Source organism: Pseudomonas taiwanensis DSM 21245, from assembly GCF_000425785.1.
GTDB classification, from domain to species: domain Bacteria; phylum Pseudomonadota; class Gammaproteobacteria; order Pseudomonadales; family Pseudomonadaceae; genus Aquipseudomonas; species Aquipseudomonas taiwanensis.
Genome location: NZ_AUEC01000016.1, coordinates 82,726 through 108,322 on the forward strand (window position 1 = coordinate 82,726; position 25,597 = coordinate 108,322).

Here is a 25,597-nt window from a genome sequence, read left to right on the forward strand (position 1 = left end):
ATGAACATGCAGGATGAGATCGAGGGGCTGGCGATTCTGGTACGTGACCTGCGCAAGCACCGTGGCCTGACCCTTGACGACCTGGCGGCGAGGATCAACCGCTCGGTGGGCTTCCTCTCCCAAGTCGAGCGCGGGCTGTCGCGCCCCACCGTCGCCGACCTGACCGCAATCAGTGAAGCACTGAAGGTACCTACCACCTACTTCTACCACGTCAGCAAGCCCAGGGCGCTGGACTGGGTCACCCGCCCGGACGAGAGACGTACGCTGTATTACGCCGCCGGCATCACCGACGTACTGGTATCACCCAAGCTCAACGGTGGGTTCTCGATGCTGGACAGCCACTTGGCGCCAGGCGCCAGCAGCGGCGATGGGCATTTGAACGACAGCGCCGAACAAGGCGGCTTCGTGCTCGAAGGGGAGCTCACCTTGTGGCTCGATGGCCACGACCAAGCCGTCACCCTGCGCCCCAACGACAGCTTCCAGCTCCCCCCGCACAGCCAGTTCCGCTACGCCAACCTGTCCGACCGGGCGACCCGCGTGCTCTGGGTATTCCGATAAGTCACCGCCCCAAAATCTCCTATGCCTGGCGAAATCTCTCCTATTCTCAATGGTTCATTCGACTCTGCCTGATACCCCCCTACGGAGGAGAAACAACCATGAGCTACGTAACAACCAAAGACGGCGTTCATATCTTCTATAAGGACTGGGGGCCGCGCGATGCACCCGTCATCCACTTCCACCACGGCTGGCCACTGAGTGCCGACGACTGGGACGCGCAAATGCTGTTCTTCCTCGCCAAAGGCTTCCGAGTGGTCGCCCATGACCGCCGTGGCCACGGACGTTCCAGCCAGGTTTGGGAGGGCCATGACATGGATCACTACGCCGCTGACGTGGCTGCGGTGGTCCAGCACCTGGGTATCCAAGGAGCTGTCCATGTCGGTCACTCGACAGGCGGCGGCGAAGTGGTGCACTACATGGCCAAGTACCCCCAGGACCCGGTGGCCAAGGCCGTCCTGATTGCCGCGGTACCCCCGCTGATGGTGAAGACGCCGGCTAACCCGGGCGGCCTGGACAAGTCGGTATTCGACGGTTTCCAGGAACAGGTGGCCAGCAACCGTGCACAGTTCTATCGCGATGTCCCGGCCGGACCGTTCTATGGCTACAACCGGCCTGGCGTACAGGCCAGCGAGGGCGTCATCGCCAATTGGTGGCGCCAGGGCATGATCGGCAGCGCCAAGGCCCATTACGACGGCATTGTCGCCTTCTCGCAAACCGACTTCACGCAGGACCTCAAAGGCATCAAGCAACCGGTACTGGTCATGCACGGCGATGATGATCAGATCGTGCCCTATGAAAACTCAGGGCCGAAGTCGGCAGAGCTGCTGCCCAACGGCACGCTGAAAACCTACAAAGGCTTCCCCCATGGCATGCCTACCACCCATGCCGACGTGATCAATGCCGACTTGCTGGCGTTCATCCGAAGCTGACGTGGCGGCCCTGCACGGGGTCGGGCTAGGCCCTGGCACCTGAACGCCGGCACCTCTGATGGGGCCGGCTTTCAGCGCTCAGGCTGCCGCTCAGAGGAAGGTAAAGACGGTCGAGGCTGGCAGACGCGACTTGTTCAACCCCGCATTGAAGTCTGCGTCGCTGCGATAGCCCAGGCTCAGCACCACCACGCTGGTGAAACCGCGCTCACGCAGGCCCAGCTCGGCGTCCATGACCTTGCTGTCGAAACCCTCGATCGGCGTGGCGTCCAGGCCATGTGCGGCGGCACCGAGCAGCGCGGTACCCAGGGCCAGGTAGGTCTGCTTTTCCATCCAGTGCTGCAGGTCTTTCTGATCGTATCGGTGCAGATTCACATAGTGGCGGCGGCTCTGGTTCTGCGCGGCGCGGGCCTGCTCGTCACGGAATCGACCATTGGCCGCTTCCTGATCGAGCACGGCATCGAGGTGCGCTTCGGTCATCTCGGTGCGGGTGCAGAAAACGATGACATGGGACGCATCGAGGATCTTTGGTGTGTTGTACGCAAACCCTCCCACCGTGCTCTTGGCCAAACGCGCCTTGCCTTCGGCGCTGTCGGCAACGATGAAATGCCAGGGTTGCGAGTTCACCGACGACGGGCTGTGACGCAACTGCTCAAGCAGCGCGTCGATGGTGGCCTGTGGGATCTTGCGCGAGGCATCGTAGGCTTTGGTGGTGTAACGGCGTTTGGCGAGCGCAACGGTATCCATGAATCGACTCCTGGTGGTGGCACGGGTTTGCCACGCATCTTATCTGTCCGTAGAAAAAGAAAAACAGGCACAATGCAGCAACACTTTCATCTTTGGAGTGAAAATGCTGCGTATCGCTGATCTGGAATTGTTCGTTCGCAGTAGCGCCTTGGGCAGCTTCACCGCTGCCGCCCAGGAGGCCGAAGTGCTGCCCGGGCAGGTGGCCGCCGCCATCAAGCGCCTGGAGCGCGAACTGGACGTACGTCTGTTCGCCCGCACCACCCGCAGCCTGCGACTGACCGCCGAGGGTGAGCTGTACCTGCCCACCGCGCATACCGTCCTGGAAAGCCTGCGCCAAGGGCGGGACAACCTGCACGGCGCCCACAGTAGCCTGCGCGGTGTGCTACAGGTATCGGCGCCGTCGGACCTGGGCCGCAACATGTTGTTGCCATGGCTCACGGAGTTTCGCCGCGAACACCCCGACCTTAACTTGCGCATCCTCCTTTCCGATCAGCTCGCCGACTTCTACCGCGACCCGGTCGACGTGGCCATCCGCTATGGGACCAACGACGATGCCAACTACATCGCCTTGCCTCTGGCGCCTGCCAATCGCCGTGTCGTGGTCGCCTCGCCGGCCTATCTGGCCCACCATGGACGGCCGACCACACCCGAGGCGCTGCATCACCATGCGTGCCTTCTGTACCCACAACAAGGCCGGGTCTATGACAAGTGGCGCCTGGGAGATCGCACAGTACAGGTCAAGGGTTCGCTGTTCAGCGACGACGCCGACCTGGTCAGGCGCTGGGCGCTGATGGGCGAAGGCATTGCCTATAAATCGTGGCTGGATGTGCGTGCCAATGTGGCCGCCGGCGAGCTGGAGGTCCTGTTGCCCGACCACCCTGGTGAACCGACGCCGGTGACCCTGGTATGCCCGCACCGCAAACAGCTGTCGCCTGCGGTTTCTCGCCTGCATGTGTGGTTGCGTGACCGGTTCGCGGCGCTGGACCCGCGATGACCTGACTTTCTGCACAAATGTTCTAAGCCGGGGCAGGACCTGCGAGTTACAGTGGCAAGCCTATTTCCACAGCAGCACCCGGCCATGAGCAATTGGATCGACCTCAAGCAGGACGCCGACACCGGCATCGAGTCGGTGCGTGCGCACTTCACCGGTCACGCCTACGACCCACACTGGCACGACACGTACCTGGTCGGGGTGACCGAGCAGGGTGTGCAACAGTTCAACTGCCGCCGCGAGCAACACAACAGCACGCCTGGGCAGGTGTTCTTGCTCGAACCCGGTGAATTGCACGACGGCCACGCGCCCACCGATGACGGCTTTACCTACTCGACCTTGTACCTGGACCCGAACTGGCTGGAAGCCGAAATGCGCGCGCTGTTCGGACAGGCCCCGGCCGGCAGCCTGCCCAGCTTCAAAGGCACGCTTTGGCGCGACGAGCACCTGTCCCTAGCCACGTTCCGCGCCTTCCAGGCATTGCACGGCGAAGAATTGCGCATGGTCCGCCAGACCGCTACGGATGACCTGCTCAGTTGCCTTACCCGGCACCTGCACTGGCGCAAACGGATCAACCCCGACCCGCGCCTGCCCCTGGTCGCCCAGGTGGCCCGCGACTATCTGCATGCCCATCTTGACCAGGACATCGGCCTGGACGACCTGGCCCATGTCTGTGCTGTCGACCGCTTCCGCCTGACCCGCGCCTTCAAGGCTGCATTCGGCCTGGCGCCGCACGCCTACCTGATCCAGCTGAGGGTGGCCCGTGCCCGGCGCCTGCTTGCCAAAGGCCAGACGCCAGCCGAAGTGGCCTCGACCTTGGGTTTCGCCGACCAGAGCCATCTCGGCCGCTGGTTCCGCCGCGCATATCGACTGACCCCGGCCGACTACCGTCGACGTTGCTCAAAGCTTCCAGACTGAAGCACCGCTGACAGCGAGGATGGTGCTCCGATTCATTGGAGTACTCGTCATGTCGTCGTCCCTGTTGCCTTTCATCCTCTTTGCCCTGGTCGCCAGCATCAGCCCAGGACCGACCAACCTGCTGATCCTTGCCCACAGTGCCCGCCTGGGCCTGCGAGCCAGCGTGGCGCCGATCGTGGCGGGGTGTGGCGCGGCCGCAGGGGTGGTGCTGATGGTCGGCCTGGGTTTGGGTGATTGGCTGACTCGCCACCCCCTCGCCCAGCAGTTGATGAGCTGGGCTGGAGTGATCTGGTTGAGCTGGCTGGCGTGGCAGATGCTGCGCAGCGCTGACGAACCGCTGCACAGTCTCACTGGCAAGCCCTTCAGCGCCTTCAGCGCTGCGTCGTTGCAACTGGTCAACCCAAAGGTGTGGATGATGGCGGTGGCGGTGATCGGCGTGTTCGCCGCGCCGTCACTGCCAGTGTGGCAGTTGGCGCTGGTGTTCCTGCTGGTTGCCCTGCCGTGCATGACCGTCTGGGCGATGCTGGGCGTGGGGAGCGCCCGCTGGTTGCATTCGCCGCAGCGGCTGCGTGGGTTCAACCGGGGACTTGCCGGGTTGTTGCTGGTGTCGGCAGGGTTGGCTGTCCTGGGTTGAGACTTACGCCCTCATAGCCGGCAAGCCGGCTTCAACCGATGCGGTGATGCCTTTCCAGGAGTGCTCAGGCCCCCAGCGCTTCCCGGAAGCGCCGGGTGCTGGCCAGCGCCAGCAGCAACCCCGCCACGGCTACGCTACCGCCCACCAGGCCGATGTCCGCCACGCCCATCTGGCTGCTGACGATGCTGCCCAGCAGCGCCCCACCACCAATGCCGATGTTGTAGATGCCAGAGAACAACGCCATGGCCACGTCGGTGGCGTCGGAGGCCAACTTCAGGGTCTTAGATTGCAGCGCCAGACTGAAACTCAGGATCGCCACGCCCCAGAACATGCTCAACGCCGCGAACCCATAGAAGTTGCCCGACAGTGGCAGCAACAACAGCAGGCAAGCAGCCAGCAGGCTGATCGAGCCAATCAGGAAGCCATGGGGGAAGCGGTCGCTGTAACGGCTGAACAGCAGCGAACCGAACACGCCAGCGCCACCGAACAGCAGCAGTACCAAGGTGGTACGTTCGCCGCCGATCTGCGCCACATGCAGGGCGAACGGCTCGATGTAGCTGTAGGCGGTGAACTGCGCGGTAATCACCAAGGTCACCAACAGGTAGGTGATGACCAGCGCTGGACGCTTGAACAGAATCGGTAGGCTGCGCAGCGAGCCGGAGTTCTGGCTGGGCAACAGCGGCAACGACTTCATCAGGCATAGCATGGTCGCCAGCGCCACCCCGGCGATGCTGAGAAAAGTGGTGCGCCAGCCCAGCGCCTCACCCACCACGCGGCCCAGCGGAATGCCCAGCACCATCGCCAGTGTGGTACCGGTGGCCAAAAGCCCCAAGGCCTTGGCCTGCTGCCCCGGTGGCGCCACACGCACCGCCAGCGATGCGGTGATGGCCCAGAACACGGCATGGGCCAAGGCGATACCGATCCGGCTGACCAGCAACATGGCGAAACTCTGCGCCAGCCACGACAACAGGTGGCTGACGATGAACACCGCGAACACCATCAGCAGCAGACGCCTGCGCTCAATGTTGCGGGTCATCAGCATCATCGGCAACGACGCCAGCGCCACCACCCAGGCGTAGATGGTCAACATCAGCCCGACTTGCGCGGTGGTCATCTCGAAGCTGCGACCGATGTCGCTGAGCAATGCCACCGGGACGAATTCGGTGGTGTTGAAGATGAAGGCCGCCAATGCCAGGGCAATGACGCTCAACCAGCTGCCATTACCCGTAGTGGTGGGTAGGTGGGTAGGAATGGGTCCGTTCATGGGTGGATATCGTTACTCCGGAAACGAGGCAACAGTCGGCGCGCCTGGCACACGCGGGCACGGTGCTGACGTACGGTCTGTTATTGGAAGGAATGCCGGGCATGGTACGCGTCAGCCCAGCCCCTCACAACCACAGGCGTCCCAGATTCATCGCGCCGACCTGGGGTTCGATCAACCCTGCAGCGTCGCCATGTCGATGACGAACCGGTATTTCACATCACCGGCGATCATCCGCTCGTAAGCCTGGTTGATGTGACGAATATCCAGCAGCTCGATGTCGCAGCGAATATCGTGCTCGGCGCAGAAGTCCAGCACTTCCTGGGTCTGGGCTATACCGCCGATCAACGAGCCAGCCAGCACCCGACGCTTCAATACCAGGTTGGCCGCATGCAGCGCCGGGTCTACCGGTTCGATCAGACCGACCAGGATGTGCACGCCGTCGAACCTGAGGGTTTCCAGGTACGGGTTCAGGTCGTGCGGCACCGGGATGGTGTCGAGCAGGAAATCGAAGCGCCCGGCGGCAGCACGCATCTGCTCGGCATCGGTGGACACGATCACATGGTCGGCGCCTTGGCGGCGCGCCTCCTCGGCCTTGGCCTGGGAGCGGGTGAACAGCGTCACTTCGGCACCCAGCGCCTTGGCCAGCTTGATGCCCATGTGGCCCAGGCCGCCCATGCCGAGAATGCCGATCTTGTGGCCTGGGCCGACGCCGTGGTGCTTGAGTGGCGAGTAAGTGGTGATACCCGCGCACAGAATCGGCGCGGCACTGGCCAGGTCCATGCCCTCGGGAATACGCACGACGAAATGCTCGTCGACCACGATGCTGTTGGAGTAGCCGCCCATGGTATTGCTGCCGTCCACCCGGTCGGGGGTGGCGTAGGTCATGGTCGGGCCTTCCAGGCAGTACTGCTCCAGGTCCTTGGCACAGGCTTCGCAGTGACGGCAGGAATCGACCATACAGCCGACGCCGACCAGATCGCCCGCCTTGTACCGGGTAACATTCGCCCCCACGGCGGTCACCCGGCCGATGATTTCGTGGCCCGGCATCAGTGGATAGACTGCGATGCCCCATTCGTTGCGGGCCTGGTGGATGTCCGAGTGGCACACGCCACAGTAGAGAATCTCGATAGCGACATCGTCCGGGCGTGGGCTGCGACGTTGGAAGGTCATCGGCGCGAGGGGGCTGGTGGACGTCTGGGCGGCGTAACCGATAGCGGTGTACATACGGTACCTCATGGGAAGTGAAACGATTCAGGCGACGCATTCTGCGCGCCTCGAATCGCTGAGCCCACAACCGATTCTCCGGCATCCATGCCTGATTCTACGGAACTAACAGCCAAGCTCTGGCGCTAGACCGTCAATCTGCGATGATGCGACTGTCTGATTCTCTGCCCTGGTTCCTCATGCAACTGACCCGCCACGTCGACGCCAATGCCACCCTCTGCGCCCTGATCCGCAGACTGACCACACGCCCCGGTTTCGTACCCACCGCCCTGCCCCAGGTGAACGTCCTGAGCTGGGACCACTACGTGGCCAGCAGCCCGCAGATCTACGAGCCGAGCCTGATGATCCTGGCCCAGGGCAGCAAGCTTGCTCGCCTTGGGCCACGCACGCTGGAGTATGGCGCCGGCCATTACCTGGTGCAGGCGCTATCGGTGCCCTTTATGTGCGAAACCTTTGCCACTCCCGATGCGCCTCTGCTTGGCGTAGCCGTGGACATCGACCGCGCGGTGCTCGGTGAGCTGGTGCAAAGCATGGACCTGCCCCCCGACGCCACAGTGCAGGCGCAAACTCCGCAGTCGATGACGTCGGCGGCTTTGGATGCGCCGATGCGCGACAGCGTCGAACGCCTGCTGCAGTGCCTGCAAAACCCGCTGGACGCCAAGGTTCTTGGCCCGGCACGTGTACGCGAAGTGCTCTACACCGCCATGCGCGGCCCCCAGGCCAATGTCCTGAGGGCACTGGTCGAACAGCAAGGTCACTTCGCCCGCATCGGCGCGGCCCTGGCCCACTTGCGCGAGCACTACACCGAGCCACTGAGCGTCGAAGACCTGGCGGCGTGCGCCAACATGAGCGTTTCGACTTTTCATGAGCATTTCAAGCGTTGCACCGACATGGCACCGATGCAGTACCTCAAGCGTCTGCGGCTGCTCAAAGCCCAGCAAATGCTGATCGGCGAAGGCCTTGGAGTGGCGCAGACAGCGCACCGGGTGGGGTACCAGAGCACCTCGCAGTTCAGCCGCGAGTACAAACGCCAGTTTGCCCGCAGTCCAGGGGACGAAAGTGGCCGCCTCCTGTCATACCCCGTTTAGTGCGTCATTTCTGAGGCAGCCATTTCGCGACGCCAGGCCGCGCCCACCGTGCTCTACAACAACGGCCACTCGGCCAGCGGCCAGTAGCGCCCCTTGCGTGACTCGTACAAGGTGAAATGCCGGGCCGCGATAAAGAACTCCGGGGCCACCGTCGCTTCAGGCAGCTGCCCGCGAAAATCCCGGGACAAGGTAAGGTGCGGCCGGTACTCGCGTGCCTGCTCCTGGAACCCCAGGGGCAGCAGTGCCTGCTGCAGGCCATACACCAGCTGACGCATCCCCGCAGGCGTTTCCTGAGGCTCCAACACCAGTGCATTGGCGCGGTTCCAGACCTGCAACCGGTCAAGCAGCAACCGCAGCGGCGCCTCGGGCCGCGCCAGATTGTCTACCACGGCGCAAATGGCAGGCACCTGTGCGGCGTCCACATCGCCAAGAAACAACAAGGTCAGGTGGAAGTTCTCGCTGGGCACCGGCTTGCCACTGCGCAGGTTCAGACCGCGCCGCCATTGGGCAATGTCACTGCGCTGGCTGCCTTTTACCGGTAGTGCGAAGAACAGTCGCTTGAACGGGGCGCCACTTGGGCGAACATCCTGGGGCATGGGATCTCCATAGGGCTGAATCCACTTGAAACGTTTGCGCAAAGCATGGGCCATTACACCTAAGTCGTCCTGATTTCACGTAACAATAAGTACAAAGTCCCTACATGATTGTTTATGCTGGCGTGCTAATGCCATGTCGCATGGCCATTTCTTCGACAAGTAAACGTCCATGAAAATTGCACTCGTACTCCTTTTCGTCTTCTCGATCGCCTATGTTCACCTGCGCGGTCGGGTACGCCACAAGCTGACCCGTCAGCTGGGCGACCACTCCAGTTTCCTCGCCCCGATCAATAGCTTCCTCTACCTGTTCTCCAAGCATCCAGCCAAGCCCTACCTGCCGGTCGAGGCGTTCCCGGAACTGCAACCGCTCAAGGACCACTGGCAGGAAATCCGTGAAGAGGCCCAGCAACTGCTGCATGCCGGTGCCATCAAGAAATCCGAGAATTACGACGACGTTGGCTTCAACTCGTTCTTCAAGACCGGCTGGAAGCGCTTCTACCTGAAGTGGTACGGCGAAAGCCACCCCTCGGCCATGAGCCTGTGCCCACGCACCACCGAGTTGCTCCAAGGCATCGGCACGGTCAAGGCGGCGATGTTCGCCACCCTACCGCCGGGTGCGAAACTGGTGCGCCACCGCGACCCCTACGCCGGCTCCTACCGCTACCATCTGGGCCTGGATACACCGAACGACGACGGCTGCTACATCGATGTGGATGGCGAAAAGTATTCCTGGCGCGATGGCGAAGCGGTGGTGTTCGACGAAACGTACATCCACTACGCCGCCAATACCACCGATCACAACCGCATCATCCTGTTCTGCGACGTCGAGCGTCCGCTCAAGTACCGCTGGGCGACCGCCTTCAACCGCTGGTTCAGCCGCAATGTCATGGCCGCCGCCGCCGCGCCGAACACCGCCAACGACAAGACCGGCGGCATCAACCGTCTGTTCACCCGCATCTACCGGATCCGTGAGCGCGGCAAGGCGCTGAAGAAGCGTAACCGTACCCGCTACTACCTGGAAAAGTGGGCCGTGGTCGCGGCACTGCTGCTGGTGTTCATCTATATCTGAAGGCTTGGACTACCCTGAAATCTCCTGCCCAAACCCCAACAAGGTGAAGACGATGAGCATGATGGACTGGGACGCCTACCGTAAGCAGTTGATGGCCGGCATCGGCGATCTCAAGCAACTCTCCCCCGACACCGTGGCCGGCTACATGACGGCCAGCGGTGCGGGTGCCAAGACCAACCACCTGGACGCCAAGACTCGCGAGTTGATCTCCCTGGCCGTGGCGGTCACCACCCGCTGCGACGGCTGCATCGCCGTGCACTCGCAGCAAGCCGTCAAGCACGGCGCCACCCGCGAAGAAATCGCCGAAGCCCTGGGCGTGGCCGTCGCCATGAATGCGGGTGCCGCGCTGGTCTACTCGGCCCGGGCACTGGATGCCGTTGGCAAGGCCGACAGCTGAGGCCTGGCGGCGCCGCCCTTGCGCGACGGCGCCGCGTTACTCAGACTGGGCACCTCAGCCCTTGCAGGAACCCGCATGATCCACATCCGCCCCATGACGCCCGAAGACTTCGAGCGCTTCTGGCCAACCTTCCAGGCCGTCATCCAGGCCCGCGAAACCTACGCCTACGACCCTGCCCTCACTTTCGAACACGCCCGGCAACTGTGGCTGGAACTGCCCCTGCATACCCTGGTTGCCGAAGCGAACGGCGAGGTGCTCGGTTCGTATTACCTCAAGGCCAACGCGGCAGGTCCCGGCGCCCATGTGGGCAACTGCGGCTATATGGTTTGCGAAGCCGCCCGCGGGCGCGGCGTGGCGCGGATGATGTGCGAGCACTCGCAAAAGCTGGCACGCCAGGAGGGCTTCCTGGCCCTGCAGTTCAACTCGGTGGTGGCCAGCAACGAAGTGGCCGTGGCGCTGTGGCGGAAACTGGGTTTCGAAACGGTCGGTCGCCTGCCCAAGGCCTACCGCCATGCCCGTCTTGGGCTGGTGGATTGCCTGGTGATGTACAAATGGCTGGCCGACGAACCGGTGGTGGAGAAACCGCCGCTGCTGATCGGGCGCAAGAACATCGAAGCCCGCGTATCACGCCGCCGGGGTCGATAGCGCCATCGGCAATACCGCGCAATCCATTGACGCAGAGCCGTTTCGATGGTCAGATGCGCGCCAGTTTCAGGTGCCCTGCGCCGCCGCGCGCAGGGTGAAACGGGAAGCCGGTGAGTCGAGCTACACGACAAGTCCGGCGCTGCCCCCGCAACGGTAAGCGAGCGAACCCTTCGAAATACCACTGTGCAAACGCATGGGAAGGTGAAGGCTTCACGACCCTCGCAAGCCCGGAGACCGGCCTGGAGCTTCACTTGGCAACCCGCGGTGGGCGGGCGCAGGCCGGTTTGCGCGTGCGCACCTGCGTGCGTGGCTCACCTTTGCGTGTTTTCCACCGGGATCCATTCATTCCTGCAGCCGTGGAACGACATGTCCCGTATTTACAAGCTTCACACACTGGCGGCCTGCCTGGCCGTGACTTTTCCTGCCCTGGCCGACGAACGAAGTGCCCTGGCCCTGCCCTCCACGGCCATCACCGGCACCCACGATGACGCCGCCGTGGACCTCGCCACCCCGACCCAGGCTGGCTCGCGCCTTAACCTCAGCGCCCTGGAAACCCCGGCCAGCACCAGCAGCATCAGCGCACAACAGATCCAGCAGCGCAACAACCTCACCGTTCAGGATGCAGTCAGCCGCTCGCCCGGCATCTCCTTCATCGGTACCCCAGGCGACGGCGGCACCGGTCTCTCGGCCAGGGGCTTTACCGGGCATGGATCGGTGATGACCCTGTTCGATGGCACACGCCTGTACACGGGCGCGGGCACCCAGACTTTTCCGGTAGACCCGTGGCTGGTCGAGCGTATCGACGTGATCCGTGGCCCGGCCTCGGTGCTGTATGGCGAGGGCGCAACCGGCGCGGTGGTCAACGTGATCCCCAAAAAGCCATTCAGCGGCCAGGTGCAGAACCATCTGCGCCTGGGCTATGGCGCCTGGGACCGTCAGCAACTGGGCCTGGACAGCGGCGGCAGCATCAGCGAGCGCCTCAGCTACCGGGTGACCCTCAACCGCCAGGCAAGCAACGGCTGGGTCGACCGCACCGACTCGCGCAGCCTGGCCCTGGGCGCCGCGTTGCGCTTCGACGCCAACGACGACCTCAGCTTCACCCTGGCCCACGAGCGCGGCGATGCCGAGCCGGCCAACGACTTCGGCACACCCTTGATCGACGGCCACTACCGCTCCAGCCTGCGCAAGAAGAACTACAACATCGACGATGACGTGCAGCGCTACCGTGATGCGTGGACTCGTTTCACCACCGACTGGACCCTCAGCGACCACCTCAGTGCCAGCAACCAGCTCTACTACATCAAGAGCCGCCGCCATTGGCGCAATGCCGAGGCCTACAGCTGGGATGCCGACCGTGACCAACTGCTGCGCCAGAGCTACCTGCAGATCAAGCATAATCAGGAGCAGATCGGCGACCGCCAGACCTTCACGCTCGACCACCGCCTGTTCGGCTTGGCCAGCACCACCCTGGTCGGCGCCGAGTACAACAAGATTCGCTTCAACGTCGACAGCAACTCACCCTACGACGATGTCGGTGGCGACTACGTCGACCCATGGCACCCAACTGCGGCGACGTTCCACAGCAACTCGCCGCTGCGCCCGCAGACGCTGTCCACCACCCACACCTTCGCCCTGTTCGCGGAAAACCGCCTTCGGGTCACCGAGCGCCTCTCGCTGGTGACCGGCGTGCGCCGCGACCAGAACCATATCGACCGCGACAACCTGGTCGACGGCACCCGCAGCGACCACAGCCTGCAAGGCGGCAACTGGCGCGCCGGGCTGGTGTTCGCAGTGAACGATGACCTGTCCCTGTACGGTCAGTACGCCACCAGCGAGGACGGGGTGAACGATTTGATCAGCCTCAGCCCCGGCCAGATGCACTATGACCTGACCGAGTCGAAACAGACCGAATTGGGCCTCAAGCAACGTTTCTGGGAGGGGCGCGGCGAGTGGACCCTGGCGGCTTACCACATCGTCAAGAAAAAGCTGCTGGTGGACGACCCTGTCAGCCACGACAAACAACAAGCCGGCCAACAGACCTCTGACGGGCTGGAGGCCAGCCTCGAACTGGCCTTGCCCCACCAGTGGCAGGTCTCGGCCAACGCCGCCGTGGTTCGCGCCACGTACGACGACTTCGATGAAGTGGTCGGTGGCGTAACCCAGGACCGCGCCGGCAACCGCCCGGCCAACGTGCCGCGACGCACCGCCAACCTATGGGTGAGCAAAGGCTTCGGGCAGGCCGTGGAAGCTGGGCTGGGCTTGCGCTACGTCGACCAGCGCTACGCCGACAGTGCCAATAGCCTTCAAGTACCTGGCTACACCGTGGTCGACGCCAACCTGGGCTGGCAGGTGGTGCCGGACGTACGCCTGGGCTTGCAACTGAACAACCTGTTCGACCGTGACTACGTGTCCTCGGCCTACAGTGGCGAACAATGGCTGATGGGCACACCCAGGTCGTACTTCGCCACGCTGGACTACCGTTTCTGACCGCAGTCCCTCGACGTGACGCCAATGTCCGCCTCGCGGGTCGCCCACGTCGGCGATGATAACCCTACTGCATCCAGGGTGGCGTCGGTTCCACCGCGTTGAGCGGCCCGTGCTCCGCCTCGGCACGAGCCGCTCGGCGACGGGCATCGTCGAGCCGTGCGGCATCGATCTCGCGCAGCACGCCCTGGACGTCGGCGTCGTACTCATCGTCCTCGAACTGCCCGGTCAACGGGCTGTCGGGGCGCAATTCCCCGGCCTCGTACAGGGCCCACATTTCCTCTGCGTAACGGGTGCGCTTGAGCTCTGGTGCGAAGTGCCCGAAATAGCTGGCCATGTTCGCCACATCACGCTGCAGCATGCTGAAGGCGTGGTTGTTGGCGGCGGCGTCCACCGCTTGCGGCAGGTCGATGATCACCGGGCCTTGCGGCCCGAGCAGCACGTTGAATTCCGACAAGTCGCCATGCACCATGCCGGCACAGAGCATCAGGACGATCTGGCGGATGACGAAGGCATGGTGCTCGCGGGCTTCTTCCGGCTCCAGGTGAACATCGTTCAGACGTGGTGCAGCGTCACCGTCGGCGTCGGTCACCAGCTCCATCAGCAACACACCATCCTGAAAGTCGTAGGGCTTAGGCACCCGCACACCGGCATTGGCCAGACGGAACAACGCGGTCACCTCGGCATTCTGCCACGCGTCCTCGGCTTCCTTGCGGCCATACTTCGAGCCCTTGGCCATGGCCCGGGCCTGGCGACTGTTGCGGACCTTGCGGCCCTCCTGATACTCGGCGGCCTGGCGGAAACTGCGCTTGTTGGCCTCTTTGTAGACCTTGGCGCAGCGGATCTGCCCTGCGCAGCGCACCACATAGACGGCTGCTTCCTTGCCGCTCATCAATGGCCGCAGTACTTCGTCGACCAGTCCGTCTTCGATCAGTGGTTCGATTCGTTTTGGCGTCTTCATCAGGCTGGGTTCTTGGGTCCTGGCTGGCCGATCGGCCGGAATGGACATCCTCTCACAGGCTGATGCGTATTGCTTGGTTGTCTGCTACTGGCCAATCGCTGGCGTGCTGGCGCCTGCCGGGGGGGCCCCTACGTCGTCGGGGACCACCTGCCAACTGTCATCCGGATCGAAGCGCTTCATGGCCTTGGCCTCTGCCTCCCCATTCGGCCCAAGGTCCTTCTCGAACACCTGGCCGTCATGGCTGATCATGAAGCTCATCACGCCGGTATCGTTGTACTTCGCAGGCCAGGCGATCAAGGCAAAACCACGGCTCATCTGGTTGCCGATCAGATAGCTGTAGGCCCCACCCGGTGCCGAGGGTCCCTGGCCGTCGAGGATGCGGAAGTGATAGCCATACCAGTCGTCGCCCATCACGTCATTGCCGAACAGCGGCCCCAGCGGACTGACCTGGCCGTCGTTCTCGTCTTCCCAGAACAGCCCGTCATGCTTGCCTGGGGAACTGAAGATCTTTTGCGCGTATTCCAGCGCGCCGTTGCCGTTGCGGTCCTGGGAGGCGTACTCCATCTGTGCGTCGTGGTACGCCAGCACGGACTGCAGCGCGGCCAGTTCATTGCGACCAATGCGCCGTGCTCGAATTTCGGCGCTGCCGGCCTTCAGGTCGAACGTCCAACCCTGCGCGCCTTTTACCAGCGGGATGGGCAACGTCCAGTGCTGGCTGCCCACCGCCAGAATCGCGTTACGGTCTCCTTGCGCCTGGACACGGTGCTGCTCGCGGTACTGCTGCAAGAATGCGTCGACATCGCTGCGCTGCACACCCCCGCGGGGAATATAGGTACGCCAGTCATCCCCAAGAAGCTGCGCCAGACGCGCCTCATCGGCGTGCGTTTCGCCCAATGCCGCAACGAACGCCTCCACTGCCTTTTCCGGTGTGGGGAATGCCTGCTGCGCCATGGCCAGACCCGACCAGGCCAGGCCCAATGCCAGTACCGCTGCCTTTGCATTCATCGACGGCCTCCTGCGCCACGGCGCACGCCTGCACTGGAGGGCCGGGAAATCTGGTGCCCGGCCGCCCGCGAGGCATTGGGCCGCTGGGCGAAGCTCTGGCTGGTCCGCCCGCGGGTGGCTTGCAGGGTGCTGCGCGACGGCGAGCGAACCCCTTCGAAGGCATTGTTGCGCGCTCGTCCGGCGCTACGCTGCTGCAGGGCCCGCCCTTCACCAGGCCGGGCTTGGCCGGCGTCCCGGGTGTTGCGCAGTTCCTGCCTGCGATCATGGGCACGTGGCGCGTCCTGCCGTGCCTGCACCCGGTTACCCGGGCTGTTGCCCGCCTGCACCTCGCGTACCCGGTCGCGGGCTTCGCGATTGCTGGTGGCCGGGCGCTCGATGCCATGGCGATCCATCGACGCCCGGGCCTTTTCCCGCGCCTGCGCCCGCTGGGCATCGTCACCACGAAACGCCGTGCGCTGGGCGGCACCGTCGAGCTGGCGGCCAAACTGCTCACGGCTACGGCTGTCTCGGTAAGGCACCCCGTCACGGTGCACGGCGTTGTGCTGCCATTTGTTCTGGTTGTTGGTGATGCGGTTGTTGGCGTTGATGTTGTTGTAGCGATTGACGTCGATGTCGATGTCGTTGTCGCCCCAGTCGCAATCACCCCACAGCGAATCGATGATCGCCACCCCCGCCCCGAACGCCAGCCCGGCGATCAGGGCGGAGCCAGCGTAATACAACGGCGATGGCGGGTAATAGACCGGTGGCGAGGCCGGGTAGGCCCAGGTGCCATAAGTCGTGCTCGGGTTGTAGCTGGGCACGTACACCACCTGCGGGTCGGCTGGCTCGATGATGATCGTGGTCGACGATGAACTGGCCGCTGGGGATGCACTGCCAGTGGCGGGCGCCGCCTGGACCGTCACGTTCTGGTACTGGTTGCTTTGCAGGTTGCCGACGGCCTGGGCCTGGTGGCGCAAGCGCTGGACGCTGTTCATCACATCGTCGGGCTGGGCGAGGAACGCATCCCCCAGACGCTGCACCCACACCGGGTCCTGGCCAAGCGTGACGAGCACCTGAGGGAAGGCCACCAGTGCCTGAACACTGGGGTCCCAGGATTGCTTGGCCACTTGCCTCACAGCCTCGTCGCCCTGGGCCTTCGGATTGGCCTTGGACCAGGCCACCGCCTCGGCGACTTCGCCGGGGTAAGTGGCGGCCATCAGTACCTGGGCCAGCAGCGCGTCGGGGTAAAGCGCGAGGGGAGCGAGCATCTGGTCCAGTTGCGCCTGGGTGAACACCGCGTCCTTAGTCGCAACTGCCGGCGTCGCAGGTTCAGGCGCTGGGGGATCTGCAGCCTGCAGGCGGTTGGGCAGGACGTTCAGGCACAGCACCATCGACACAACACAGCACATTGGAATGCGCATGGCATTTCCCCATGTGTTCGGCTTGCGTGAAAGGAGTGAACCGCCACTGGGCAGTTGGAGCGTGAATAAGGTTAGCAAAGCGCTCGTCGTCAGCAACAAGCGCGCGTTCTCTTGGTCCTGGGGTTGGCTCGATAGTCACTATCGACAATGCCAATTTCTATCGCGCGGCGACGCTCAATAAGCTGGGGCCATCGACAAGACACCTGCCCCGCCGCCCCTGGAGCCGCCCAATGAAAGCCACGACCCGAATATTGATCACTGCCCTGAGCGCCCTCGGCGTGGCACTGCTTGGCGGCTGCGCCAGCCACCCGGAACTGCGCCCTTACACGGCGCAGGAAACCCTGCAACTGCAACTGGAGGCCCTACAGCGTCAAGGCCTTTCCATGGATGAGTACGAACAACGCCGTCGAGTGATTCTGCGCGCCGCCACCCCGCAAGCGGTGACTGAAGTGACCGGCGCGCAGCCTGCGATCAGCGGCTGACCGGCAGCGCCTTGGGCATCAACTCGTAGGGGTGCTTCCACCCTGGCAATGCCTTGATGCGCGCCTTCCAGGCTTGGATGTGGGGATAATTTTCCAGCTCGATGCCGGTGTCCTCAGGCATGTACACGTAACCCGCCAACGACAGGTCGGCAATGGTAACGCGCCCGCCCACCATGAAAGGGGTCTTTTCCAGGTGCGCATCGACCACGCTGTAGGCCGCCTTGGCCCGCTCGCGCAGGAAGTGGGTCACGTCCGTTTCACCGGTATTCTTCAGACAGAACAGAAAACGCAGCGCCGCGTAGTAGCTGGTGAACTTGTGGTTGTCGAATAGCATCCAGCGCCAGATTTCGCGTTTTTCGTCCTCGTTACGGGCAGCGAACTGGCCCGTGCGTTGCGCAAGGTAATCAAGAATCAGCGCCGACTGGGTCAACGTCTGCCCAGCGTGCTCGAGCACTGGTACTTCGCCCTGCTCGTTGACCTCGTCTCGCCAGGCCTGCTCACGGGTCTGGCCATTGAAGAAGTCGACGAATACCGGTTGCCAGTCCTGGCCGGTCAGTTCAAGCATCAGCGCAGCTTTGTAAGCGTTGCCGGATTCAGCGAAGCAGTGCAGCGTGTATTCGGACATGGCGGACCTTCATTTTCCCTTGAATGATCTGTGATCGGGTTCGCACCCGAGCCAGGGAGCAAATCATGCCCTGGTCGCCAGCGTCAATGCATCACTGATGCAATCGAGCCCACAGGTGAACCGTTGCGCCCGTTATGCTTAGATACAGCCCAGCACACTCCGCCAGGATGGCTCCGATGCCCTGCCCTTCATTGCCCCGCGCCGTCACCACTCAACGCACCCGGCTCAGTCGTCCGACCCCGGCCATAGCCTCCCAATTGCACAGGGCACTGCTGCGCAGCTACGCACTGCACCAAACCTTCCTGGCATGGGCCAAGGACGACTGGACGCTGGATGAAGTCCGCGACAGCCTGGAAGTGAGCGCCGAACAGTTTATCGACCCTGATGCTGAGAAACGCTACTTCGTGCTGACCCCGGACAACGCCGAAGTGGTCGGCTGCATCGGCCTGCGCCCCGGTCAGGATGGGTACGAGGTGGGTTACTGGGTCAGCCAGGACCACTGCGGACAAGGTTTGATGCGCGAGGCACTGGCAGGCCTGCTGGATGCCGTGGAGGTGCCGCTCTGGCTGACGACCGATCTGGCCAACAGCGCCAGCCAGCGCCTGGCCGAGCGTGTGGGATTCAGACGCGAGGGTTGCGTGCAAGTCGGACAGGCCCCTGGCACACCGCACGCGCTTTACCGCCGTCCGCCCACGGGTTGCCGCTGAGTCACTTGGCAGGATCGCCAACGGAACTACTGCCGGGCCCGCACCCTCTTAAGGATTGAGCGCCAACCCCTTTTGGCTGCACGCTTTTGGAGAACACGCTATGCGCAAACTACTCCTTGCCCCTGCACTGCTGCTCCTTCTGCCTGCCGGGGCTGCCCTGGCCAGAGTCGATGCCGGAGACGTCGCCACCTCGGCCGGTATCTCCGCGTCGCTGTATTCGACCTTCAAGGATGACAAACGCATCATCCCTGCCCGCGACGAGCTTTCGGCTTTTGTCGCCAGCGGTGGCGCGATTCGCGGCGCCTACGTGGAGTCGGCGCTGGAGCAGGCCCGCAAGGACCATCCAGGCCTGCAGGCCAGTGATGAAGAGCTGGCGCGCGCAATTCTGTCCCAGGATGACCCGATCGCCGAGCATTGATCGGCGCGGTGCGAACCCTGTAAGCGTCGGCTCGCCGGCGCTTGCGGGGCAGCCGGGGTCATCGCGGCCCACATAGCGCTCGAATCTCTAGAGGGCGATTCCACGCCTACCCCCACCCATCCATGCGCATGGTCGCCCGCACCAGGCGTTGTTCCTCTTGCTCGATCTCGCGCAGGCTGTCGCGTATGCCGTTGATGTGCTCGCGCGCCGCTCGCTGCGCCTGCTCGGGCAGTTGCTCCATCACGGCGTGGTATAGCCGCGCGTGTTGGCGGTCGATCTGACGCTTCTGCGCTGGCCGGCAGTACAGGTTGTTGACCGAGGCGAATACCGTGCTCAAGGTCAGGTCGCTGAGCGTCTGCAGGGTGTGCACCAACACCGGGTTGTGCGATGCCTCGCTGATGGCTCGGTGGAAGGCGTGGTCGCGGCGGGCGTGCTCGCGTGGGTCGTGGGCGTCAGCCGCCTCATGGGCCGCCAGCATCTCTTCGTAACGACGACGAATCAGCAGACGGTCGATCTCGGTGGCGCGCAGGGCCGCCAGGCGGGCCGACTCACCTTCCAGCAGCGCACGCACCTCCAGCAGGTCGAACAACGTACGCGGTTGCGAACTGAACAGATGCATCAATGGTGTACTGTTGGCCGAGCCGGTGAGGTCGGCCACGAACGAGCCACGCCCCTGTTCGGTGTCGATGATGCCACGCCCGCTCAAAAGACGCAGGCCCTCGCGCAGCGCCGAACGGGAACAGCCGAGCTTCTCCACCAGGCGTCGCTCCGACGGCAGCGCCTGACCGACCTTCAATACTCCCTCCACGATCAACCGCTCGACCCGCTCGGCCACCTGTTCGGCGACCTTGGCCTTGCCTTCAGTAATCATACGTATCCTCTGACTGGTAGGACCACATGTACTGCATGCCGCAATCTAGCCATGGAGCGCCACGAATCACCAGCTTTCGTGCGAAAAACTGGTAGGACCAGCTGCCCGAAGGCTCGACCGAACGCCTCCGTCGGCGCAGGCTGAAAGGGTGATGGGTTAACCGTGAGCGCGCGCCTGCCACAGGTGCGCGATAACAACAAGAATTGCCTCTGAGTGAGCCTGATGAGCATCCTTTACGACGAACGTGTCGATGGGGAACTGCCCGCCATCGACCTGCCTGCCCTGCTGTCGGCCTTGCGCGAGGCGCTACCCGACCTCGATATCCTGCACCGCGCCGAAGACCTCAAGCCGTACGAGTGCGATGGTCTCTCGGCCTACCGCACGCTCCCGCTGCTGGTGGTGTTGCCTGAACGCCTGGAACAGGTGCAAACCCTGCTCAAGCTCTGCCATGCATGGGGAGTGCCTGTGGTTGCACGGGGCGCCGGCACCGGGTTGTCGGGCGGCGCCCTGCCCCTGAGCAAAGGCATCCTGCTGGTGATGGCACGCTTCAACCGCATTCTCGAAGTGAACCCACAGGGCCGCTTCGCCCGTGTGCAGCCTGGGGTGCGTAACCTGGCGATTTCCCAGGCGGCGGCGCCCCATGGTCTTTACTACGCGCCGGACCCGTCCTCGCAGATCGCCTGCTCGATTGGCGGCAATGTCGCCGAGAATGCCGGTGGCGTGCACTGCCTGAAATACGGCCTGACCGTGCACAACCTGCTCAAGGTCGAAATCCTCACCGTCGAGGGCGAACGCCTGACCCTGGGCGGCGATGCCCTGGACAGCCCGGGCTTCGATCTGCTGGCCCTGTTCACCGGTTCGGAAGGCATGCTGGGTATCGTCACCGAAGTGACCGTCAAACTGCTGCCCAGCCCCCAGGTGGCGCGGGTGCTGCTGGCAAGTTTCAACCGCGTCGAGGATGCCGGTCGGGCGGTCGCCCAGATCATCGCCGCCGGGATCATCCCAGCCGGCCTGGAAATGATGGACAACCTGGCGATCCGCGCCGCCGAGGACTTCATCCACGCTGGCTACCCGGTGGATGCCGCCGCGATACTGCTGTGCGAACTCGACGGGGTCGAGGCAGACGTGCACGACGACTGCGAACGCGTCGCAGCCGTGCTACAACAGGCCTGTGCCCGCGAGGTACGCCTGGCCTGCGACGAGGCCGAGCGTGCGCGTTTCTGGGCCGGGCGCAAGAACGCCTTCCCGGCGGTGGGCAGGCTCTCGCCGGACTACTACTGCATGGACGGCACGATTCCGCGTCGCGAGCTACCACGGGTACTCAGGGGCATCGGCGAGTTGTCGCAGGAATACGGCCTGCGCGTGGCCAACGTGTTCCACGCCGGCGACGGCAACATGCACCCACTGATCCTGTTCGACGCCAACCTGCCAGGCGAACTGGAACGCGCCGAGGCCATGGGTGGACGGATTCTGGAGCTGTGCGTCGCGGTGGGTGGCTCCATCACCGGTGAGCATGGCGTGGGGCGCGAGAAGATCAATCAGATGTGCGCGCAATTCAACAGCGACGAAATCACCCTGTTCCACGCAGTGAAGGCCGCGTTCGATCCGAAGGGTTTGCTCAACCCCGGCAAGAACATCCCGACCCTGCATCGCTGCGCCGAGTTTGGGGCGATGCATGTGCATCATGGCCAACTGCCCTTCCCCGAACTGGAGCGCTTCTGATGAGCATGGATCGCGACCTCAGCCAGGACCTGCTGGAACAGGTCAACCAGGCGCTGAACCTAGGCAGCGCGCTGCGCATCCAGGGCAGCAACAGCAAGGCCATGCTTGGCCGAGCGGTGGCCGGCGAAGTCGTCGACACCCGTGGCCACCGTGGCATCGTACGCTACGACCCGACCGAACTGGTGCTCACCGCCCGCGCCGGTACACCGCTGCGCGAGATCGAGGCAGCGCTGTACGAAGCCGGGCAGATGCTGCCCTGCGAACCGCCGCACCTGGGTACCGAGGCGACCCTTGGTGGCATGGTCGCGGCGGGGTTGTCCGGGCCACGAAGGCCCTGGGCCGGTTCAGTGCGCGACTACGTCCTGGGCATACGGATGATCACCGGCCACGGCAAGCTGCTGCGCTTTGGTGGTGAAGTGATGAAGAACGTGGCCGGTTACGATGTCTCGCGGCTGATGGCTGGCAGCTTCGGCTGCCTGGGCTTGCTGACCGAGGTGTCGCTAAAAGTGCTGCCACGTCCACGGCAATGCCTGAGCCTGCGGTTGCCCATGACCCGCCACCAGGCGCTGGCAGAGCTGGCCGAATGGGGCCAGCAACCCTTGCCGATCAGCGCCGCCTGCCACCACGGCGACGCACTGTACCTGCGCCTGGAAGGCGGCGAAGGTTCGGTGCAGTCGGCCCGTCAACGGCTGGGGGGCGAGGAACTCGATAGCCGCTTCTGGAGCGACCTGCGTGAACAGCGCCTGGGCTTCTTCGCTGCCCCAGCGCCGTTGTGGCGCGTGTCGCTGCCGATTGCCACCGGCGAACTGGAGCTGCCGGGCGAACAGCTGATCGACTGGGGCGGTGCGCAGCGCTGGCTCACCTCCACGGCCCCAGCGGCGCTGATTCGTGAGCAGGTCGCCCAGCGCGGCGGCCATGTCACAGGCTATGCAGCGGGCGATGACAGCAGCGCACCACTGCCCGCCGCGCTGATGCGCTACCACCGCACCCTGAAGCAACAGCTCGACCCCCAGGGGGTTTTCAACCCCGGTCGTTTGTACCCGGATCTGTGAGGCCACGCCATGCAAACCAACCTGAGCGAAACATCCAAGCGCCTGGCCCGCGCCGAAGAGGCCGAAAGCATCCTGCGCGCCTGCGTGCACTGTGGTTTCTGCACCGCCACCTGCCCCACCTACCAACTGCTTGGCGACGAACTGGACGGCCCGCGCGGACGTATCTACCTGATCAAGCAGGTGCTCGAAGGCGCGCCAGTCACCGCCAGCACCCAAGAGCACCTGGACCGCTGCCTGACGTGCCGCAACTGCGAAACCACCTGCCCCTCGGGGGTGAAGTACCACGATCTGCTGGACATTGGCCGCGCCGTGGTCGAGCAGCAAGTGCCGCGCCCCCTCGGCCAGCGCCTGCTGCGCCAGGGTTTGCGGGCGGTGGTGCCTCGGCCGGCCCTGTTCAAGGCCCTGAGCTGCACCGGCCAGGTGTTGCGGCCGCTGTTGCCGGCCACACTCAGGCATAAGCTGCCGGTGCATGTCGCCGATCCAGGCAAGCGCCCGGCACCACGCCATGCCCGCCGGGTGTTGCTGCTCGAAGGCTGCGTACAACCCGCGCTGTCGCCCAACACCAACGCGGCCGCGGCAAGACTGCTGGACCGCTTGGGTATCAGCGTCGAGCCGGCGTTCGAAGCCGGCTGTTGCGGCGCCGTGGATTATCACCTCAACGCCCAGGAACGCGGCCTGGAACGCGCACGACGCAACATCGATGCCTGGTGGCCGGCCATCGAAGCAGGCGCCGAAGCCATCGTACAAACCGCCAGCGGCTGCGGCGCGTTCGTGCGCGACTACGGTCACCTGCTGGAAAAAGACCCACGCTACGCCGCCAAGGCCAGACGGGTCAGCGACCTGTCACGCGATCTGGTGGAGATCCTGCGCGACGAGCCGGTCGAGCAACTGGGCCTGTGCACCGAACAGCGTCTGGCCTTCCATTGCCCGTGCACCCTGCAGCATGCCCTCAAGCTCGGCGGCGCGGTGGAGCGCCTGCTGACACGCCTGGGTTTCTCCCTCACTGCAGTGCCGGACGGCCATTTGTGCTGTGGCTCGGCTGGCACCTACTCGCTGACCCAGCCGGCATTGTCGCAACAGCTGCGCGACAACCGCCTGGACGCCCTGGAAAGCGGCAAGCCGCAGATCATCGCCACCGCCAACATCGGTTGCCAGACCCACCTCGACGGCGCCGGGCGCACAACCGTGCGCCATTGGATCGAAATCGTCGAAGCAGCCCTGAACCCGGAGACCAACCATGCATAGCAAGCCCGTGATCGGCCAGGCCGAAGTCCATCGCCTGCTCAGCGCCGCCCGGCAACACGCACAGGCCAACCAGTGGAACGTGACGATCGCCGTGGTCGATGATGGCGGCCACCCATTGGCCCTGGAACGCATGGACGGCTGCGCCCCGGCCAGCGCCTACATCGCCGTTGAAAAGGCCCGCACCTCGGCGCTGGGACGCAAGGAAAGCCGCGATTACGAGCAAATGGTCAACGGTGGGCGCACCGCATTCGTCACCGCGCCCTTGCTCACCAGCCTGGAAGGCGGCATACCGCTGAGGATCGACGGCCAAGTGGTGGGCGCCATCGGTGTGTCCGGGGTCAAGTCCGAGCAAGATGCCGAAGTGGCCAAGGCCGGGGCCGCTGCATTGTGACGGCGTCGTTGCCAGAAGCCAGACGTCAGTCCGGCACCACCACCGGCTCACCGATTGCGTAGAAATGCCCACCCGCCACGTAATGCAGGCTGCGCCACTGCGGGTCGGCATGCTCATAGGCCCAGTGCCCATCACGGAACACCCGATCGTCCGCCCAGGCTGCCACCACTTCACCGATGAACAGGTCATAGGTGTTCTGGTTGTGCGGCTCGTCGATCACCCGGCACATCAACCAGGCCGAGCAGCCCTGCACCAAGGGTGGCGCGTAGCCCTGGACATGGGCCAACTCGACGCCAATGCTGGCCAGCTTGTCGGGGTGGTCGAACAGGCTGCGCGTGCCGACTTCGTGGGTCAGCTCAGCCTGAGCAGCCGTCGGCACCTGGATCGCGAACCAGCCACTGCCTTCTACCAATTGCCGGGTGCGGGCCGTCTTGTCGAGCACCACCGTGACCTTGGGTGGGTCGAAGTCCAACGCACAGGCCCAGGCAGCAGCCATGACGTTTTCCACGCCCACATGGTGCGCGGACACCAGCACGGTCGGCCCGTGATTGAGCAGGCGATAAGCCTTGTTCAGGTCGACGGCTTGAAAATGGCTGTTCATCGGGACGCCTCGGCAATGCGATTTAGCGAGACATTGTGCCGCAGTGCCATAGGGCGGTACCAGCCTGACCGATGGCGCCAATAGCGATAAATTCGGAAATTTCCCACGGACAGAACGGATGTGCCTTACTTGTCGCAGCCACCCGGCGAAAACATGATCGGCACTGGATGACAAAGGGCCGCAAGGAACTGGCGGCCCGACCCCGCTCGCGATCCGAGGAGGTTCCCCATGCTGAAACACCTGCGCACCACCGCCGAACTGCGCAGCGCCCTGCGCGAACTGCTGGACCACGACATCAGCAACCCTGATGACGACCCGCACCTGTCCGGCGTGCTGTTCTTCTGCTCGACCGATGAACGCACCCGGCAACTGGTCGAACAGATCGAGCTACTGGCCAGTGAAGTGTTCTTCGATGCCAGTGGCCGCGCCATCAGCCACCGCATGAGCGCCGTCGCCGTGGAAGGGGTGCGCATCAAACAGAAGCGCAAGGCACCGGCTGACGAGACGGTGATCCGCATCGCCCTGCCGGACAAAAGGTACATCACCGTGAGCACGGCTCGATTCTAGTGTGGTGTT

General features: G+C 64.0%; 28 protein-coding genes and 1 riboswitch. Of the genes, 18 read left to right on the forward strand and 10 right to left on the reverse strand.

Annotation, left to right across the window (positions count from 1 at the left end; genetic code table 11):
* Together H620_RS0107655 and H620_RS0107660 are read left to right on the forward strand one after the other, a co-directional pair.
* Window positions 1-558: a helix-turn-helix domain-containing protein gene (locus H620_RS0107655; RefSeq protein ID WP_023381106.1), complete on the forward strand. Its 558-nt coding sequence runs from the start codon at window positions 1-3 to the stop codon at window positions 556-558.
* A gap of 98 nt (window positions 559-656) precedes the next feature.
* Window positions 657-1,487 carry an alpha/beta fold hydrolase gene (locus H620_RS0107660; protein WP_027907081.1) on the forward strand — a complete coding sequence of 277 codons (831 nt, stop codon included), beginning with the start codon at window positions 657-659 and terminating at the stop codon, window positions 1,485-1,487.
* Window positions 1,488-1,577: 90 nt separating this feature from the next.
* Here H620_RS0107660 and nfsB read toward each other — a convergent pair whose 3' ends face one another.
* Complete coding sequence (nfsB, locus tag H620_RS0107665; protein WP_023381108.1) at window positions 1,578-2,231, reverse strand: oxygen-insensitive NAD(P)H nitroreductase; 654 nt, start codon at window positions 2,229-2,231, stop codon at window positions 1,578-1,580.
* Between the two features lie 103 nt (window positions 2,232-2,334).
* Between nfsB and H620_RS0107670 the strand changes: the two genes are divergently transcribed.
* The 3 genes from H620_RS0107670 to H620_RS0107680 all read left to right on the forward strand — a co-directional run bounded on the left by H620_RS0107670 (window position 2,335) and on the right by H620_RS0107680 (window position 4,774).
* Window positions 2,335-3,225, forward strand: a complete 891-nt coding sequence (locus tag H620_RS0107670) for a LysR family transcriptional regulator (RefSeq protein WP_023381109.1) — start codon at window positions 2,335-2,337, stop codon at window positions 3,223-3,225.
* 84 nt (window positions 3,226-3,309) lie between these two features.
* Window positions 3,310-4,140, forward strand: a complete 831-nt coding sequence (locus H620_RS0107675; RefSeq protein WP_023381110.1) for an AraC family transcriptional regulator — start codon at window positions 3,310-3,312, stop codon at window positions 4,138-4,140.
* A 49-nt stretch (window positions 4,141-4,189) separates the two neighbouring features.
* Window positions 4,190-4,774, forward strand: a complete 585-nt coding sequence (locus H620_RS0107680; protein WP_027907082.1) for a LysE family translocator — start codon at window positions 4,190-4,192, stop codon at window positions 4,772-4,774.
* A gap of 64 nt (window positions 4,775-4,838) precedes the next feature.
* Here H620_RS0107680 and H620_RS0107685 read toward each other — a convergent pair whose 3' ends face one another.
* Entirely contained in the window at window positions 4,839-6,038 is a 1,200-nt protein-coding gene (locus H620_RS0107685) for a sugar transporter (protein ID WP_027907083.1), read from the reverse strand.
* Window positions 6,039-6,209: 171 nt separating this feature from the next.
* A complete protein-coding gene (gene calA / locus H620_RS0107690) occupies window positions 6,210-7,262 on the reverse strand; it encodes a vanillin reductase (RefSeq protein ID WP_023381113.1) in 1,053 nt (350 codons plus the stop codon).
* A 179-nt stretch (window positions 7,263-7,441) separates the two neighbouring features.
* On the opposite strand from calA, the gene H620_RS0107695 reads away from it, so the two are divergent.
* The gene (locus tag H620_RS0107695) at window positions 7,442-8,350 is read left to right on the forward strand and encodes an AraC family transcriptional regulator (RefSeq protein ID WP_027907084.1); all 909 of its coding nucleotides are present in this window, start codon (window positions 7,442-7,444) and stop codon (window positions 8,348-8,350) included.
* Window positions 8,351-8,403: 53 nt separating this feature from the next.
* Here H620_RS0107695 and thpR read toward each other — a convergent pair whose 3' ends face one another.
* Window positions 8,404-8,946 (reverse strand): RNA 2',3'-cyclic phosphodiesterase, encoded by a 543-nt coding sequence (gene thpR / locus H620_RS0107700; protein WP_023381115.1) that lies wholly within the window; start codon window positions 8,944-8,946, stop codon window positions 8,404-8,406.
* A gap of 169 nt (window positions 8,947-9,115) precedes the next feature.
* Here thpR and lpxO point away from each other — a divergent pair, with 169 nt between their 5' ends.
* From lpxO to H620_RS0107720, 4 genes are all read left to right on the forward strand, one after another.
* Window positions 9,116-10,015, forward strand: coding sequence for a lipid A hydroxylase LpxO (gene lpxO / locus H620_RS0107705; protein WP_023381116.1), 900 nt, complete (start codon window positions 9,116-9,118; stop codon window positions 10,013-10,015).
* A gap of 52 nt (window positions 10,016-10,067) precedes the next feature.
* Entirely contained in the window at window positions 10,068-10,412 is a 345-nt protein-coding gene (locus tag H620_RS0107710) for a carboxymuconolactone decarboxylase family protein (protein WP_027907085.1), read from the forward strand.
* 75 nt (window positions 10,413-10,487) lie between these two features.
* Complete coding sequence (locus H620_RS0107715) at window positions 10,488-11,057, forward strand: GNAT family N-acetyltransferase (protein WP_023381118.1); 570 nt, start codon at window positions 10,488-10,490, stop codon at window positions 11,055-11,057.
* Window positions 11,058-11,108: 51 nt separating this feature from the next.
* A riboswitch (cobalamin riboswitch) is annotated at window positions 11,109-11,314 on the forward strand.
* A gap of 109 nt (window positions 11,315-11,423) precedes the next feature.
* Window positions 11,424-13,544, forward strand: a complete 2,121-nt coding sequence (locus H620_RS0107720; RefSeq protein ID WP_023381119.1) for a TonB-dependent receptor — start codon at window positions 11,424-11,426, stop codon at window positions 13,542-13,544.
* A gap of 64 nt (window positions 13,545-13,608) precedes the next feature.
* Here the strand turns inward: H620_RS0107720 and H620_RS0107725 are convergent, their stop codons facing one another.
* The 3 genes from H620_RS0107725 to H620_RS0107735 form a co-directional block, all read right to left on the reverse strand.
* Window positions 13,609-14,502, reverse strand: coding sequence for a PA4780 family RIO1-like protein kinase (locus H620_RS0107725; protein WP_023381120.1), 894 nt, complete (start codon window positions 14,500-14,502; stop codon window positions 13,609-13,611).
* A gap of 84 nt (window positions 14,503-14,586) precedes the next feature.
* Window positions 14,587-15,507, reverse strand: a complete 921-nt coding sequence (locus tag H620_RS0107730) for a DUF2950 domain-containing protein (RefSeq protein WP_027907086.1) — start codon at window positions 15,505-15,507, stop codon at window positions 14,587-14,589.
* On the reverse strand, window positions 15,504-16,907 hold the full coding sequence (locus tag H620_RS0107735) for a DUF3300 domain-containing protein (RefSeq protein ID WP_027907087.1): 1,404 nt from the start codon (window positions 16,905-16,907) through the stop codon (window positions 15,504-15,506). The genes H620_RS0107730 and H620_RS0107735 overlap by 4 nt, the downstream gene beginning before the upstream one ends.
* A gap of 230 nt (window positions 16,908-17,137) precedes the next feature.
* Here H620_RS0107735 and H620_RS0107740 point away from each other — a divergent pair, with 230 nt between their 5' ends.
* Complete coding sequence (locus tag H620_RS0107740) at window positions 17,138-17,389, forward strand: lipoprotein (protein ID WP_023381123.1); 252 nt, start codon at window positions 17,138-17,140, stop codon at window positions 17,387-17,389.
* Here the strand turns inward: H620_RS0107740 and H620_RS0107745 are convergent.
* Window positions 17,379-18,014: a glutathione S-transferase family protein gene (locus tag H620_RS0107745; protein ID WP_023381124.1), complete on the reverse strand. Its 636-nt coding sequence runs from the start codon at window positions 18,012-18,014 to the stop codon at window positions 17,379-17,381. The two genes, H620_RS0107740 and H620_RS0107745, sit on opposite strands and share 11 nt — an antisense overlap.
* A 176-nt stretch (window positions 18,015-18,190) precedes the next feature.
* On the opposite strand from H620_RS0107745, the gene H620_RS0107750 reads away from it, so the two are divergent.
* On the forward strand, window positions 18,191-18,721 hold the full coding sequence (locus H620_RS0107750; protein WP_023381125.1) for a GNAT family N-acetyltransferase: 531 nt from the start codon (window positions 18,191-18,193) through the stop codon (window positions 18,719-18,721).
* A gap of 100 nt (window positions 18,722-18,821) precedes the next feature.
* A complete protein-coding gene (locus H620_RS0107755; protein ID WP_023381126.1) occupies window positions 18,822-19,139 on the forward strand; it encodes a DUF2388 domain-containing protein in 318 nt (105 codons plus the stop codon).
* 106 nt (window positions 19,140-19,245) lie between these two features.
* On the opposite strand, the gene glcC is transcribed toward H620_RS0107755, so the two are convergent.
* Window positions 19,246-20,010: a transcriptional regulator GlcC gene (gene glcC / locus H620_RS0107760; protein ID WP_023381127.1), complete on the reverse strand. Its 765-nt coding sequence runs from the start codon at window positions 20,008-20,010 to the stop codon at window positions 19,246-19,248.
* Between the two features lie 222 nt (window positions 20,011-20,232).
* On the opposite strand from glcC, the gene glcD reads away from it, so the two are divergent.
* The 4 genes from glcD to H620_RS0107780 are packed head-to-tail and all read left to right on the forward strand — an operon-like array spanning window position 20,233 to window position 24,420.
* Window positions 20,233-21,732 (forward strand): glycolate oxidase subunit GlcD, encoded by a 1,500-nt coding sequence (gene glcD / locus H620_RS0107765; RefSeq protein WP_027907088.1) that lies wholly within the window; start codon window positions 20,233-20,235, stop codon window positions 21,730-21,732.
* Window positions 21,732-22,784, forward strand: a complete 1,053-nt coding sequence (gene glcE / locus H620_RS0107770; protein ID WP_027907089.1) for a glycolate oxidase subunit GlcE — start codon at window positions 21,732-21,734, stop codon at window positions 22,782-22,784. The genes glcD and glcE overlap by 1 nt, the downstream gene beginning before the upstream one ends.
* A 9-nt stretch (window positions 22,785-22,793) precedes the next feature.
* Window positions 22,794-24,029 carry a glycolate oxidase subunit GlcF gene (gene glcF, locus H620_RS0107775; RefSeq protein ID WP_023381130.1) on the forward strand — a complete coding sequence of 412 codons (1,236 nt, stop codon included), beginning with the start codon at window positions 22,794-22,796 and terminating at the stop codon, window positions 24,027-24,029.
* Window positions 24,022-24,420 (forward strand): heme-binding protein, encoded by a 399-nt coding sequence (locus H620_RS0107780; protein ID WP_023381131.1) that lies wholly within the window; start codon window positions 24,022-24,024, stop codon window positions 24,418-24,420. Before glcF ends, H620_RS0107780 begins: the two co-directional genes overlap by 8 nt.
* Before the next feature lie 25 nt (window positions 24,421-24,445).
* Here H620_RS0107780 and H620_RS0107785 read toward each other — a convergent pair whose 3' ends face one another.
* On the reverse strand, window positions 24,446-25,021 hold the full coding sequence (locus H620_RS0107785) for a flavin reductase family protein (RefSeq protein ID WP_027907090.1): 576 nt from the start codon (window positions 25,019-25,021) through the stop codon (window positions 24,446-24,448).
* 228 nt (window positions 25,022-25,249) lie between these two features.
* On the opposite strand from H620_RS0107785, the gene H620_RS0107790 reads away from it, so the two are divergent.
* A complete protein-coding gene (locus H620_RS0107790; RefSeq protein WP_023381133.1) occupies window positions 25,250-25,588 on the forward strand; it encodes a hypothetical protein in 339 nt (112 codons plus the stop codon).
* Window positions 25,589-25,597 lie beyond the last annotated feature (9 nt).